This window comes from Pseudomonas sp. BIGb0164 (assembly GCF_024810135.1).
Taxonomy (GTDB): Bacteria; Pseudomonadota; Gammaproteobacteria; order Pseudomonadales; family Pseudomonadaceae; genus Aquipseudomonas.
Genome location: NZ_JANUEA010000005.1, coordinates 373037 through 386811, shown reverse-complemented (window position 1 = coordinate 386811; position 13775 = coordinate 373037). Strand labels below are relative to the sequence as shown.

Here is a 13775-nt window from a genome sequence, read left to right as displayed (position 1 = left end):
GACAGATTGCATTCGCGAGCAAGCCCGCTCCCACTTTTGACTGCATTCCAGGTCAGTAATCCTTGCGCTTGCGGAACGCCCAACGCCCGGCAATCAAGGTAAAGGTCGCCACCAACGCCACCAGGATCCAGAAACCTTCCGGGTCGGTGGAGAGCGGCACGCCGCCCACGTTCATGCCGAAAAAGCCGGCAATGATGTTGATCGGCAGCGCCAATACCGTCACCACGGTGAGGGTGAACAGCGTGCGGTTGCTTTGTTCGTTGAGGTTGGCGGCGATCTCTTCCTGCAACAGCTTGATGCGTTCGCCCAGCGCCATCAGGTCGTTGATGATCAGCGCAAACTCCTCGGTGGATTTGCGCAACTCCTTCACGTCTTCCTTTTGCAGCCACTGCGGCGGGCGGTTGAGCAGGCGCAGCAGCGAGCCCGGCTCCAGCGCCAGCAGGCGTTGCAGGCGCACCAGCACCCGGCGTGCGGCGCCCAGCTCAGCGCGGTTGGTGGACAGTCGTGAAGAGAGTAACTGGTCTTCGATATGGTCGACGCTGATGCTGGTCTTGCGCACGATCTGGGTCAGCACTTCGCCCTGGTCGCGCAGCAGGTGCACCAGCAGTTCCAGCGGCGAGCGGAAGCGTTCACCGGCTTTGACCGACGAGCGCAATTTATCCACCGAGTGCAAGGGTTGCAGGCGCGCGCTGACCAGCAAGCGGCTGCGGGCACACACCCACAGCGTGGAAATGTCCGACGAGACCATGCTGCTGAAGTTGAACACCACGTCGTTGACCACCGCCAGCAAGGCGGCGTCAACGTGTTCGATCCGGGTGGAGCGCGAGCCTTCGTGCAAGGCTTCGAAAAATTCGTCTGGCAGCGACAGGTGGGTCTTCATCCAGCGCTCGCAGGCGGCGTGGGCCAAGTTCAGGTGCAACCAGAGGAATTCCTCCGGGTCTTGCGGCGCCTGGAGGGCCGCCAACGCGGTGGCCGAATCGATCTGCTCGCCCTTTTCACCGGGCCGAAAACGGAAACCGTAAAGCAGGCCAAACAGATCGGGATCTTGATGGCCGTGGTCGATGCTGTGGTTCATGGAGGCTCGCAGAGAAAGCGCCTGTAGGACGTTTCACAGGTTCGCGTGGGCGAATCATTGCAAGGAGATTTGACAGTTTTGTGACGACTTGCGGTTTGTTTCGTTGCGGTGACATTTTGTTTACCGCAAGGCTTGGCGTGCCGAAGCCGCGCCTGATCAGGCGATCGGCAGGCTGAAGCTGAACACCGTGCCGTGCTGCTCGCTGGTAGTGACGCTCAACTCACCGCCGTGGGCATCGGCAATCTGCTTGACGATGTACAACCCCAGGCCCAGACCGGCCTGGGGCGTGTCGATGATCGGGCGTGAGTAGGGCTGGAACAACCGAGGCAAGGCCTGCTCGTTGATCTGCCCGGCGTTCTTCACTGTCAGGGTGAAGTGCTGGTGTTCGACCTGCGCACTCACGTACACCGGGCTGCGCGGGTGGCCGTGGTGAATGGCGTTGGCCACCAGGTTGGAGAGCAATTGCGCCAGCCGGTCACGATCGCCGTACACCCCGCGCAGGTCGCCGATATCGGCGTGGATCAAGCGTTGCGGGTGCACGCTTTGCACTTCGGCCACCACCTGGTGCAAGGCCTCTTGCAGGTCCTGGCAGTCGCTGCAATGCAGCGGCAGGCCGCTGCCCATGCGGCCTCGGGCAAAATCGAGGACGTCTTCGACCAACTGCGCCGCGCGTTTGCCGCTGGCGAGAATGTGCTGCACCAGCGGGTCGGTGGTGGGGTTGGGGTGTTTGCGCAGCAAGCGTTCGGCACCGAAGTTGATGGCGAACAGCGGGTTGCGCAGGTCGTGCCCGAGTACGGCAATGAACTGCTCGCGCAACTCGGCAGTGCCGCGCTCTTCCAACAGCTCGGCTTCAGTCTGTTGCTGGTTTTCTTCGGCTTCTATTTGCAACGAGAGCAGGCGGGCGAACGATTCCATGGTCGACTGGATCGTACTGCTGCGCAGTTGCGCGGGGTTGGGGTCGAGGGCGCAGATCGTGCCGAAGAAGCGTCCGTCGGTACGGAACACTGGCACGGAAATGTAGCTTTCGAACACGTAGAGACGTGGGGTGTGGTGATTGCAATAGACTGGGTCTTCACTGGCCTTGTCGATTACGACGGATTCGTGGGAGCTGCGGATTTCGTGGCAAATGGTGGTGGTCAGGTCCAGTTCGCTGCCGACGCCGAGCCCGAAGTCCAGCTTGTCGAGCACGGCGCAGGCGGTCCAGTGGTCGTCAGTGACCCGGGCCACGGCGGCAAAGCGCAAACCGGTCATGTCGCTGATGACCTTGAGCATCGCGGGCACGGCGCTGATGCGGCCAATGGTGGCGATGTCGGCGGCTTTCTGCCCCATGCAATACCTCCATGTGCAAGGCGGTGGTCTGTAGCAGGAAGTCTAACGACCTTGTGGGCGTAGGTGTCATTTTTGTAGTGAGCGGGCTTGCCCCGCGCTGCGGTGTGTCAGGTTGACCGAGGCGCGGTGTGTCAGGTAGATCGCGGCGCGGGGCAAGCCCGCTCACTACAGCAGGCATAAAAAAACGCGCCATTTGGCGCGTTTTTTTGAGGGGTAACTCAGGTGTCTTGCTTGTTTTCCAGCACTTCGCCGGTCTTGGCGTCGAGCTTCACGTCCCACTTCTTGCCGGTGGTATCGGTCAGGTCTGCTTCGTAGACCAGGCGACCGGCTTCGCGGTCCAGTTCGGTGTCGGTGATGGTGGCGCCTGGGTGTTTGGCCAGGGCGGCGGCGTTGAGTTTTTCAAAAGCCATCACGTCGCCAGACTTAAGCAGGCTTGGAATCTGGTCCGGGCGCACGTCGGCTTGTGCCAGGCCAGCAGTCAGGGTCAGGGCGGTGGCGGCGAACAGGGCGGTCAGGGTTTTCATGGTGTGTTTCCTTCTTCGGTGAGCTGTTTAAGTGGGATCAGGTTATCCAGCGCAACTTAATTCACCCTTAATTGATTCAAACCGTTGCGCCGTTTGTTCAAGCCACCGATTTTGCTGGCTTTCATGCTGGGGGCTCACTTGAAGGGAGACTCGGATGAAAACGTGTGTGAGCTGGATCTATGCGCCACTGTTCCTGTTGGGCTTTATCGGCCTGGGCCTCTATTGGCCAGGCTGGCTGGTGCTGATATTCGTGGCGGCGGTGGCCGTGTCATTTCTGGCCGAGCAATGGCTGCCCTATGAACCGCAATGGAACCGCAGCCTGGGCGATCGTCGACGGGACACGCTGCATGCATTGGTCAACGAAAGCCTGAACGCCGTGGGCCTGTTGATCCTGCCGGGGCTGACCGCGCTGCTGGCCTTCGACGGGATCTGGCCGCGTGGCTGGGCGCTGTGGGAGCAACTGCTGCTGGCGGTTGTGCTGGCCGACGCCGGCATTACCCTGATGCACTACGCCAGCCACCGCTTCGCCGCGCTCTGGCGGTTGCACGCGGTGCATCACAGCGTGGAACGACTCTATGGCTTCAACGGGCTGATGAAGCACCCCTTGCACCAGATGCTCGAAGCGACGGCAGGCCTGCTGCCGTTGATCTTGATGGGCATTCCGCTGGACGTGGCGCAGTTGTTGGCCCTGGCCATCGCCATCCAGCTGTTGTTGCAGCATTCCAACGTGAACATGCGCCTGGGGCCGCTGCGCTGGGTGTTTGCCTGGGCGCCGGTGCATCGCTTCCACCACATGAAATATGGCCGGGCCGGTGATGTGAATTTCGGCTTGTTTTTCAACCTGTGGGATGGGCTGTTGGGCACGGCGTTTTATCGCGAAGGTTATCGCATGGGGCCGGGCGACCTGGGCATCGGCAGCCGGCCGGATTTTCCGGTGGCCTATGGCGCGCAATTGCGTGACCCGTTTATGACGGTACGCAAGGGCAAGGAACCTGCGTTGCCGGAAGCGTTACGTTAAAAGCCGCACCTGCAACTGGCGCAACGAGGCACCGGCGGTGACGCCGAACAGCTGCTTCATGGTGCGCGAGAAGTGCGCCGAGTCGGCAAAGCCTGCACCGTGGGCGGCTTCGGTGAGGCTGCTGCCCGCCAACGCCAAGTGCAGGGCCACGCGCAAACGGCGCCACAGCACCAGGCGCCGCACCGGCAAGCCCAATTGCTGAGTGAACAGGCGTTCCAGCTGGCTCAGTGACAGGTGCGCCGCGTCGGCCAGGGCCTGAGCGCTGACCTTGCCCGTCAGATGCTGATCGAGGGTGTGCAGGGCGCGCGCCAGGCGTGGGTCGTCTAGCGGTTGCCGGGGGAGCTGGCGCAGGTGAGTGTCGAGCGTTTCCAGGGACGGCTCGGTGAGTTCCAGCAGTGACTGCAGGGGCTCGATCGCAAAGGCGACGGGTTCGGCGTACAGCACCAGCACTTCATCGTCGGCCTGGAGAATGGCGTGGGACTGGCGCGAAGGGATCAACAGGCGATGGGCCGTGATCACACGGCCATCAAGGCCGACCGTGAAAGGCCGGCCCGTGCAGAACATCAACTGATGGGCGTAGTGCCCATGGGGCGCAGTGCGCCCCAGCTGGCCGAGGATCAGGCCGTAGTCATGCCCCAGCCACAGGCGGCCTGACCATTCGGGCTTCACTCAGTAGCCATTGTCCTTGAGCAGGTCCTGCACGCTCGACGACGGCCAGCGCTTGTAGAACTTCAGCAGTTCGGCAGCGCGGTTGGTGAAGATGCCATCCACGCCGGCCTTCATGACTTTTTCGAAGTCCACGGGCTCATCCACGGTGTACACATGCACCAGCAGGCCCTTGTCGTGGGTCAGTTGGTTCATTTCAGGCTTCACCAGGTCGGTGTAGCTCTGGTCGCCATGGTTGGTCAGCTCGGCCGAGGGGCCGGTGCCGATCGCGCCCAGGCTCTTGGCTTCGTCCACCCATTTTTCGAACTCGGCGGCGTCCTTCGGCTCCTGCTTGGCGTAGTAGGCGGCCTTGGTCGCTTCGCCGGACTCGGCGAAGGTCTGGGTGGATTTAGGCTCGATGCTGCCTGCACCGACCCACAGCAGCAGGATTTTTGGGGTGTTGGGCATTTCTTTCTGCAGCTCTTTCAAGCTGTCTTTTTCAAACGTCTGCAGCACCACGCGGCCCTTGCCCTGGCCGACGCCGGTGTTGCTCTTGCCCAGCTTGGAACCGGCGGAGCTCAACCAGCCCTTGTCCAGCAGCTTGTTTTTCAGGTCGGCCTCGATGCCCGGGAATTGCTTGGGTTCCTTGGTCTCGATGTACAGGCCGGGTTTGTGCTGCGGGTTGCCTTCGGCGATCTTGATGATTTCGTCCAGGCTCTGGATTTTCAGGCCGACGAACGCCGGGCGGGCGCGGTCCGGGTAGGCGGCGTTGAACCAGCTGCCAGCGTCCAGGGTGCGCAGTTCGGCCCAGGTGAACTCGTTGGCGGGGGCGTCCTTGCGCTCCGGGAATTTGGTGGCCACGTCGGTGGTGCGTTGCAGGTTGTTGTCGTGCAGGGCGAACAGCACGCCGTCCTTGCTGCGTTGCAGGTCCATTTCCAGGTAGTCGGCGCCCAGGTCGCGTGCGACCTTATAAGCAGCGGCGGTGGACTCGGGGGCGTCGTAGGAAGCGCCACGGTGGGCAATAACGGCAGGGTAGGGAATGCCTTCGTTTGTCGCCAGTTCAGCCGGGCTGATCGGGGCTTCAGCCTGTGCCTGGCCGAGGCCGAGCATCAGCGCGAGCAGCAAGGCGCTCTTGGTAAACGTGACAGGCATATGCGAAGTCCTTTCGTGGAGGTAACTTTGAGAAGGCGTCCTTTTTAACAATTGATTGCGAAAGGCGCTATCACCAAACCGACATTAACGTGCGCGCGCTCCATTTTTCTCGGTTTTTTTATGCGGTGTTGCAGTAGGATTGGCCGAAGACGCCCCGTTAGAGGGCAGTCATTTCTGCCACGCGTGTAAACCATCTTTCCAGTCCCAGTGGGACTTTTCAGTGAGGTTTACCATGCGCATCACGTCCGAACTTATCTGCCAGGCCGCCGACGGCCTCCACGGCTTTGTCGGCCTGAACCGCAAGACCGGTCAGTACATCGTACGTTTCAGCGAAGACGCCTTCGGCATGGACGTCGCCGATGACGGCATCATCCCCACCGCCGAATTTGTGTGGCTACCGGCCGCCGATCACGCCATGACCCTGTCCCGGGAGCGCATCCAGCTGCTGATGGACCAAAACATCGACGACCGCATCAACATCACCGAGCCGTTGCGGGTGTACATGCGGCGGGTGGAGATCCCGCAGATCAGTGCGATGCGCAGCCTCGTCAGCTAGGCGTCACCTTTTTTCAGCCATGTGAAGGGCTAAATGTGGGAGCGGGCTTGCTCGCGAAGGCGCAGTGCCAGCCACTGAATAGTTGACTGATCCACCGCTTTCGCGAGCAAGCCCGCTCCCACAAAGGGTTGGCATTTCAATTTTGGAATGTGTAGGCGCGTTCGACTTTGCACACGCGGGTTTGAAACGCCGAGTACCAGGTGGCGCGGCCTTTTTCACGTACCACCTGGTGCTCGGCCTGCTGTTTCCACGCCAGGATCGCCGCCTCGTTGCTCCAGTACGACACGGTGATCCCCAAACCATCCTCACGCGCCGACTCCACCCCGAGAAACCCCGGCTGTTCGCGGGCCAGTTCCAGCATGCGCGCCGCCGCCTGGCCGTAGCCGTTATCGCCCTCGGTGCGCAGCGAGCTGAAAATCACTGCGTAGTAGGGCGGGGCCGGTGTGTGGGCGATCATGCTGACACCGCCTGGCAGGCCTTGAGCAGGGCAATCGCCAGCGGCGGTGTGATGCCTTTGAGCGCGGTGCGTTCGGGTTGGAACAGCGTGGCGACGAAAAACGGGTGGTCCAGCAGTTCCACGGCGCGCAGGTCACCGGCCGAGTCGTGCCCGCTGGGAATCAGGTCGCCCTCCAATAGTGCGGTGGTGAATTCGGGGTTCATGCCATAACGGCAACGATAGCCTTCATGGAGGTCGAGGGTGCCGTAGGCTTCGGCGATACGCGTGTAGGGCGCCAGGCGCACAGCGTCGGTCGCCTCCACCAGCGCGCAGGTCAACGGCACGATCACCGCGCGTTTGGCATCGGGCGCCAATTCGCCATGCTCGGCGTCCGCCCAGCCCAGTGCGTTGCGAGCGTATTCCAGTACCGCATGTTGAAAACCGCCGCAGGTACCGAGGAAAGGCCGCTTCTGTTCGCGGGCAAAACGGATGGCGCGCAAGGCACCGTCCGTGTCGCGATAGGGGCTGGCGGGCACGCACCAGAAGCCATCGAAACCGTGCAAGGGCGCAGTGGACGTCAGGGTGTCGGTGTCCAGCCACTGGAAATGGACGGTCACGCCCAGTGCTTCTGCGGCCAGCTTCAGCGCTAGGGGGATGGCCTGGTGCGCGGTGACGCTGGGGTCGTGGTCGCCGATCAAGGCGATGTGCAGGGTGGTGGCTTTCATCAGGTACGTCCCATGGCTTGTTGTGTCCTGGGGCGCACTATAGATTGGCGTTCATGCAATCAAAATTGGCGTTTGCCCACATGCTCAATGCAGCCGCGCACTATCAAATCGACTATCCCGACTTATCCTTGATCCTCGCCCTGGTGCGTGGCGGCACCTTGGCACGGGCCGCCGCGTTGTTGCGGGTGGACGTGTCCACGGTGTTCCGCGCGGTGCGGCGGTTGGAGGCTTCGCTGGGCCAGACGCTGTTTGAAAAAAGCCGCGCCGGCTACCTGCCTACGGGGTTGGCCAGCAGCCTTGCACAGCAGGCCGAGCGGGCGGAGCAAGCCCTGGAGGCAGCGCGTGTTGGTGTCGAGCAGGGCGGGGAGGTGATCAGCGGCACGGTGCGGCTGACGTGCACCGACTCGGTACTGCAGGGCTTGCTGCTGCCGGCACTGGCGCAATTCATGCCCGAGTACCCGGCGCTCACGCTGGAGCTGAGCACTTCCAACGACTTCGCCAACCTCAGCCGGCGCGATGCGGATATCGCCTTGCGCCTGACCAAGACCCCACCGGAGCATCTGGTGGGGCGGTGCCTTGGCGCCGTGGCCTATCAGGTGTGCGCCAGCCCGGCGTTTGCGCAACAACATGCGGGCCGGGAGTTGGCGGAACTGGCCTGGATCGCGCCAGATGATTTCCTGCCTGATCATCCTACGGTGGTTTGGCGCCGCGAACACTTGCCCGGTGTGCGTCCCAGTTATCGTTGCAACAGCATGTTGTCGGTGGCCGAGTTGGTGCGCGGCGGCATGGGAGTGGCCGCGTTGCCGGATTTTTTATTGGGGGATGACCTGCAACCGCTTGGCCCGGTATTGACTGGGCATGACACGGCGCTGTGGTTGCTTACGCGGCCCGATTGCCGGGCGCTGCGTTCGGTGGTCACCTTATTTGACGAGCTAGCCCGACATGTACGCTGCTCACTGTAGGAGCCGGCAAGCCGGCTCCTACAGGTGACGTTAGGGCTTGCGCACAAACTGCTCATGCATTTCGCAGGTCAGGGTCTCGATGCGTTCGGTCAGTTGCTTGGTCATTTCGGTCAGGCGGGTGTTCTGTTCCAGCAGTTCCAGCAACTGCTTGGTGGTCTGCGCTGCTTGGGCCTGGCGTTCGGTGTTGGCGATGGCCAGGGCTTCGCGGTGTTGCGCGTCGGCGTCGGATTGGGCCTTGTCGCGGGCGGCCTGGCGGGTCTGCGCCAGCAGGATCAGCGGCGCGGCGTAGGCCGATTGCAGGCTGAACGCCAGGTTGAGCAGGATGAACGGGTACACGTCAAAGTGCGTGATGCCGGTCATGTTCAGCACCACCCACAGCACCACGATCGCAGTTTGCGCGCCGAGGAAGGTGGGGGTGCCAAAGAAGCGTGCGAAGGCTTCGGCCTTGAGGGCGAAAGTGTCGTTGCCGAAGGTGGGCGCCAGGTGGGCGTGGCCTCGGTGGAAACGCAGGTGGTCGACGGGGGCGGTGTCTGGCTTGTCGGGGGTCATGGCGGGCTCGAATCCTTGGCGTAAGACAGTCAGCACTATAGACCGGGCCCCCGGGCCAGACACATGAAGATCGGGTCAGTTGCTGCCCCGTTCGTTGGCGAACGCGCTCACGGCCTGCACGGCCTCGCTGGTGCCTTCGCGGATCTGCAGGATCACCGTGCCGGCGCGGTTGGCCAGTTCCACGCCTTGCGCGGCGCGGTCGCGGGTGCCGTCCATGCTGTCGATGGCTTGGCGGGTTTCGTCCTGGATCATTGCGATCATGCTGGAAATTTCCGCCGTCGAACCGCTGGTGCGCGCCGCCAGTTGCCGCACTTCATCGGCCACCACCGCAAAACCTCGGCCTTGCTCGCCGGCGCGGGCGGCTTCGATGGCGGCATTGAGGGCCAGCAGGTTGGTCTGGTCGGCGATGCCACGGATGGTATTGACGATGGCGGTGATCTGCTGCGAACGCTCGCCGAGCTTAGCGATCAGTTGCGAGGAGCCGTCGATGTCAGCGGCAATGTCGCGCATGCCGCTGGCGGTTTGCTGGATCACGTCGGCGCCTTTTTCAGCGATGTCCCGGGTGTTGAGCGAGATGTGGTAAGCCTGGGCCGCGCTTTGAGCGTCGGCAGCATGTTGTTGCACGCGGGCCGTCACATCGGAGGCGAACTTCACCACTTTGCACAGGCGCCCGCTGGCGTCGTACACCGGGTTGTAGTTGGCTTCCAGCCATACGGTCTGGCCGTGTTTATCGACGCGCTCGAACTGACCGTTGAACAGCTCGCCCTGGTTCAAGCGTTTCCAGAACTCGGTATAGGCCGCGCTGTTGGCCAGCTCCGGCTTGCAGAACAGGCGGTGATGCTGGCCCTGGATCTGCGCCAGGCTGTAGCCCATGCGCTGCAGGAAATTCGCGTTGGCCGTGAGGATGGTGCCGTCGAGGTTGAACTCGATCACCGCCATGGCGCGGTCGATGGCACCCAGCTTGGCATTGGCTTCGCTTTCGGCCTGCAGACGCGGGGTGACATCCATGGCGTACTTCACCACTTTGATCACCTGGCCTGTTTCGTCGCGCACGGGGTTGTAACTGGCTTCCAGCCACACCGAATGACCGTCGCCGGCGACCCGTTCAAAGGTGCCGGACTGGAACTGGCCGTTGCGCAGCTGCGTCCACAGCAGGTTGTACTCGGCGCTGCGGGCAAAGGCCGGGGTGCAGAACATCCGATGGGGCTGGCCCAGGATCTGCTCGGCGCGGTAGCCCAGGGTCTTGAGGAAGTTGTCGTTGGCCCGCAGCACGTTGCCGTGCAGGTCGAATTCGATCACCGCCATGGAGCGCTCGATGGCCTCCAGCAGGCTGGCTTGTTGGGCATTGGCTTGTTGCAGGGTGTTGAGGGCTTTCTTGTGGGCGTTGAATAGCATATTCGAGGGCTCGGGCAACCACGCGACTTGAGGTATCCATGACGATCGCCTGCCCCCGTACGGCCCATGGCCTTACGGTTGACGTGCTCATTGCCAGCTTCCTTGTGCTGACAGAGGGGGTGGAACAACGGGGTGAGAGTCGCGCGAGCTGTCAGAAGTTCTGCCCCAAGGCGGGGCTTTCAGCAGAAGGCGACCAATGGCGGCATTATGCTATCGCCGTGGGTGCCAGTCGGAAAATTCAGACGAGGTGTTGTAGGACGACTCAGGCGGAAGTTGCGACCGCGTAGTCGCTGATGTTGACCCGGTTGCGGCCGGTGTCCTTGGCGGCGTACAGCGCGCGGTCTGCGGCGTTGAGCCACATGGCCGCGTCGCTGAAGAAGGGCTGGAAGTCCGCCAGGCCGATGCTCAGGCTTACCCGCAGCTCGGGGATCTGCGGGTTGCGATAGTTGCCGAATGTTTCGCGCATGTGTTCCATCACTCGTGCGGCTTCTTCCAGGGGCATTTGCGGAAGAATCACGCAGAACTCATCACCCCCGTAGCGCCCGGCCAAGTCGTTCTCACGCAGGTGCAGGCGTAACTCCTGGCTCAATTGGCGCAACACCGCATCGCCGACGATATGCCCGTGGGTGTCGTTGATCTGCTTGAAGTGGTCGATATCGATCAGGGCGATGGTGGCCTGGCCTTGTTGCTGCTGGCACTTGTGGAACTTGAGGTTCAGCAGGTCTTTCCAGGAACCGTGGTTGAGCAGGCCGGTGAGGCTGTCGATGCGGCTCAGGGCACTGAGGGCGCGCTTGTGTTCCGACAGCTTGATTGCCAACTGATAGCAGACCATGCCGATCGCCATCGGGTAGAGCGTCAGCATGGGCAAGCAGGTGTAGACCTGGGTCAGGCTGACATTGGGGTTGAACTTGAACCCGAACAGCGCGCAGGCCACGGCGATCCCCGCGCCCTGGGCCAGCAGCCCACGCAGGAACAGACGCTTGCCGCCGGCTGCAACGTTGTTCATGGTCATCATCGACAGAATGGTCACGGCCGTCAGCGGCGTGAACTGTGTGGCGGCGGTCCAGAAACCGCCGAACAACGAGTCATAGAGCAGGTTGCGTTGCTCGGCCTGGTAGGGAAATTCCGAGCGGGCGGCAATCTGGTACGCCACGTGGGCCCAGATGTAGCCATTGAACAGCAGGAACGCCCATACCCAGCCTGGCATCGCCAGGGGGTACAGCGCGCCGATGACACTGATGCAGCCGATACCCAGGCCGATGATCCTTGGCTTGTAGATACGCCTGGCAAATGAAAGCCCTTTGCCTCGTCTGTTTTCCATAGTGTTCCGGGTCAGCTCTTTTTTGCAGGTACGACAGCGTGCGTCAGCGGGTATAACCGTTGATCGGATAATAGGTGTGAATATTGTCAGTTATTCGCGAGGGAATAATCAGTGTCCTTCCAAGCCATTTGCGCTGCGCGATGGACGAATACGCAAAAAACGACCTGGAATGTCGTTCCTGCAACAGGATTTACAGCGGGGAGGGCGTGCGCACTTCGTAGCCGGCCAGGAACAGGTCGATCGCCGACTCAATCACGCTGGCCTGGGCGGCGGCGTCGAGGGGCGGCTGGCCCAGGGTGATCTGTGGCCAGAACGCGAACGCCTTGAGCAGGCTTTGAATCTGGTGGGCGGCGAAGGCCGGGTCGGTGCAGGTAAGGCGACCATCTTCCTGCGCAGCCCGCACCCATTGGGTAAAGCCTTCCTCGCGCTTGCTCAGGCGGGTGACCATGTCTTGCGCACGTTCGGGTGAATGGATGGTGGCGGCAATCGCGACCCGGGCCAGGTCGAGGAAGTTGGCGTCCGCCATCATCTGCATCTTCGCTTGCAGCAAACCGCGCAATTGGTCACGCAGGGAGCGGTCGCTGGTATAGCTGACGTCCAGCTGGGCGACGCTGCTGGCCCAGAGCTGGTGGAGGATTTCGGCGAACAGCTCTTCCTTGCTGGGGAAGTGGTTGTAGACCGTGCGCTTGGAAACGCCGGCCGTTGCGGCGATCTTGTCCATGCTGGTGACCTCGAACCCGTTCGCCCGAAACTCGGCGATGGCAGCGGCCACGATGGCTTCGCGTTTGCGGTCGGTGAGGCGTTGGGGGGCAGTCATGGATAACATTCGGCTCTGAGAGGAAATTACACTCGGTAGTTTACTTGCTCCGGCTTTTGTTGCAATCTAGAAACTACACTGTGCAGTGTAACTCATGCGCACAGCGTAATTTGTGAGCGGACCCCAGGAGTCACTCTGCAATGGCCACGATTTCAACCCGTCTCGACCCTTCGCCCGCCGCGCTCAAACCCGCCGAGCAGGACCAAGGGCATTTCACCAACAATGCCCCCGTGCAGCATGGCGGCTTTGGCAAGACGTTGCGCATTTTCTGGAACATGCTGTTCAACAAGCCGCGCACCACCCGGCCTGTGGGCAATATTCCGGTCCAACCCCTGACGCGCGAGCAACTGCTGGCGGCCCCGGACCACAGTGTGTTTCGCCTTGGGCATTCCACGGTGCTACTGAAAATGCGCGGCAAGTTCTGGGTGACCGACCCGGTGTTTGCCGAACGTGCCTCGCCCTTCAGTTGGGCCGGCCCCAAGCGTTTCCACCAGCCGCCCATCAGCCTCGAAGAGTTGCCAGCCCTGGAAGCGGTGATCCTTTCCCACAACCACTACGACCATCTTGACCGTAACGCCGTGATTCAACTGGCCGACAAGACCCGTTACTTCCTGGCGCCCCTGGGCGTGGGCGACACCCTCGTCAAATGGGGCGTCGACGCCAGCAAGGTCCGCCAGCTGGATTGGTGGCAGGGCACCGAGGTCGACGGTATTCGTTTCATTGCCACACCGGCCCAGCATTTTTCCGGGCGTGGCCTGTTCGACGGCAACCAGACCCTGTGGTGCTCCTGGGTGATGATCGACGCTGCGCGGCGCATCTTCTTCAGTGGCGATACCGGTTATTTCGACGGTTTCAAACGTATCGGCGAGCAGTACGGGCCGTTTGATCTGACGCTGATGGAAACAGGTGCTTACAACGTCGACTGGCCCCATGTGCACATGCAGCCGGAGCAGACCCTGCAAGCGCACATCGACCTCAAGGGCCGTTGGCTGCTGCCGATTCACAACGGCACGTTCGACCTGGCGTTTCATGCCTGGCATGAACCCTTCGACCGCATCATGGCGCTGGCGTGGGAGCGCAACGTGTCGATCACTACACCGGCAATGGGTCAGGCGTTCAGCTTGAATCAACCTGAGCGCGGGCGGGCGTGGTGGCTGGAAGTGGACGCGCAAGGGGCTGAGGCACCTCTGGCAGGCTAAGCGCGTTTACGCAGGAAAAAAGGAGTTTTCAAGGTGTTGCAGACCTGCGACAGGTGCCGGAAGACGGTGCGA

General features: G+C 62.0%; 14 protein-coding genes and 2 pseudogenes. 4 read left to right on the top strand and 12 right to left on the bottom strand.

The window, feature by feature from the left end:
• Window positions 1-52 precede the first annotated feature (52 nt).
• The 3 genes from M2394_RS16040 to M2394_RS16030 form a co-directional block, all read right to left on the bottom strand.
• A complete protein-coding gene (locus M2394_RS16040) occupies window positions 53-1075 on the bottom strand; it encodes a transporter (protein ID WP_178925394.1) in 1023 nt (340 codons plus the stop codon).
• A gap of 156 nt (window positions 1076-1231) precedes the next feature.
• Window positions 1232-2404, bottom strand: coding sequence for a GAF domain-containing sensor histidine kinase (locus tag M2394_RS16035; RefSeq protein ID WP_178925396.1), 1173 nt, complete (start codon window positions 2402-2404; stop codon window positions 1232-1234).
• Window positions 2405-2622: 218 nt separating this feature from the next.
• Window positions 2623-2928, bottom strand: a complete 306-nt coding sequence (locus tag M2394_RS16030) for a PepSY domain-containing protein (protein ID WP_178925398.1) — start codon at window positions 2926-2928, stop codon at window positions 2623-2625.
• Window positions 2929-3082: 154 nt separating this feature from the next.
• On the opposite strand from M2394_RS16030, the gene M2394_RS16025 reads away from it, so the two are divergent.
• Window positions 3083-3946 carry a sterol desaturase family protein gene (locus tag M2394_RS16025; protein ID WP_259173123.1) on the top strand — a complete coding sequence of 288 codons (864 nt, stop codon included), beginning with the start codon at window positions 3083-3085 and terminating at the stop codon, window positions 3944-3946.
• On the opposite strand, the gene M2394_RS16020 is transcribed toward M2394_RS16025, so the two are convergent.
• On the bottom strand, window positions 3938-4615 hold the full coding sequence (locus tag M2394_RS16020) for a helix-turn-helix domain-containing protein (RefSeq protein WP_259173121.1): 678 nt from the start codon (window positions 4613-4615) through the stop codon (window positions 3938-3940). The two genes, M2394_RS16025 and M2394_RS16020, sit on opposite strands and share 9 nt — an antisense overlap.
• Window positions 4616-5743, bottom strand: a complete 1128-nt coding sequence (locus M2394_RS16015; RefSeq protein ID WP_259173120.1) for a glycerophosphodiester phosphodiesterase — start codon at window positions 5741-5743, stop codon at window positions 4616-4618.
• A gap of 232 nt (window positions 5744-5975) precedes the next feature.
• Between M2394_RS16015 and M2394_RS16010 the strand changes: the two genes are divergently transcribed.
• Entirely contained in the window at window positions 5976-6299 is a 324-nt protein-coding gene (locus M2394_RS16010; RefSeq protein WP_259173119.1) for a DUF2025 family protein, read from the top strand.
• Window positions 6300-6435: 136 nt separating this feature from the next.
• Here the strand turns inward: M2394_RS16010 and M2394_RS16005 are convergent, their stop codons facing one another.
• Together M2394_RS16005 and M2394_RS16000 are read right to left on the bottom strand one after the other, a co-directional pair.
• A complete protein-coding gene (locus M2394_RS16005) occupies window positions 6436-6756 on the bottom strand; it encodes an antibiotic biosynthesis monooxygenase (protein WP_178925405.1) in 321 nt (106 codons plus the stop codon).
• A complete protein-coding gene (locus tag M2394_RS16000) occupies window positions 6753-7460 on the bottom strand; it encodes a CTP synthase (RefSeq protein WP_259173118.1) in 708 nt (235 codons plus the stop codon). The genes M2394_RS16005 and M2394_RS16000 overlap by 4 nt, the downstream gene beginning before the upstream one ends.
• Before the next feature lie 80 nt (window positions 7461-7540).
• On the opposite strand from M2394_RS16000, the gene M2394_RS15995 reads away from it, so the two are divergent.
• Window positions 7541-8422, top strand: coding sequence for a LysR family transcriptional regulator (locus tag M2394_RS15995; protein ID WP_178925530.1), 882 nt, complete (start codon window positions 7541-7543; stop codon window positions 8420-8422).
• A gap of 30 nt (window positions 8423-8452) precedes the next feature.
• Here the strand turns inward: M2394_RS15995 and M2394_RS15990 are convergent, their stop codons facing one another.
• The 5 genes and pseudogenes from M2394_RS15990 to M2394_RS15975 form a co-directional block, all read right to left on the bottom strand.
• Window positions 8453-8971, bottom strand: a complete 519-nt coding sequence (locus M2394_RS15990; protein ID WP_176997982.1) for a DUF1003 domain-containing protein — start codon at window positions 8969-8971, stop codon at window positions 8453-8455.
• Between the two features lie 75 nt (window positions 8972-9046).
• Window positions 9047-9481 (bottom strand): annotated as a pseudogene (locus tag M2394_RS30500) (methyl-accepting chemotaxis protein); the annotation flags it as partial.
• A gap of 114 nt (window positions 9482-9595) precedes the next feature.
• Window positions 9596-10366, bottom strand: a pseudogene (locus M2394_RS30495) (PAS domain-containing protein); the annotation flags it as partial.
• 262 nt (window positions 10367-10628) lie between these two features.
• Window positions 10629-11687 (bottom strand): diguanylate cyclase, encoded by a 1059-nt coding sequence (locus tag M2394_RS15980; RefSeq protein ID WP_259173116.1) that lies wholly within the window; start codon window positions 11685-11687, stop codon window positions 10629-10631.
• 190 nt (window positions 11688-11877) lie between these two features.
• Window positions 11878-12504, bottom strand: a complete 627-nt coding sequence (locus tag M2394_RS15975) for a TetR/AcrR family transcriptional regulator (protein ID WP_259173115.1) — start codon at window positions 12502-12504, stop codon at window positions 11878-11880.
• A gap of 140 nt (window positions 12505-12644) precedes the next feature.
• Between M2394_RS15975 and M2394_RS15970 the strand changes: the two genes are divergently transcribed.
• A complete protein-coding gene (locus M2394_RS15970) occupies window positions 12645-13703 on the top strand; it encodes an MBL fold metallo-hydrolase (protein WP_259173114.1) in 1059 nt (352 codons plus the stop codon).
• The last annotated feature ends 72 nt before the right edge of the window (window positions 13704-13775 follow it).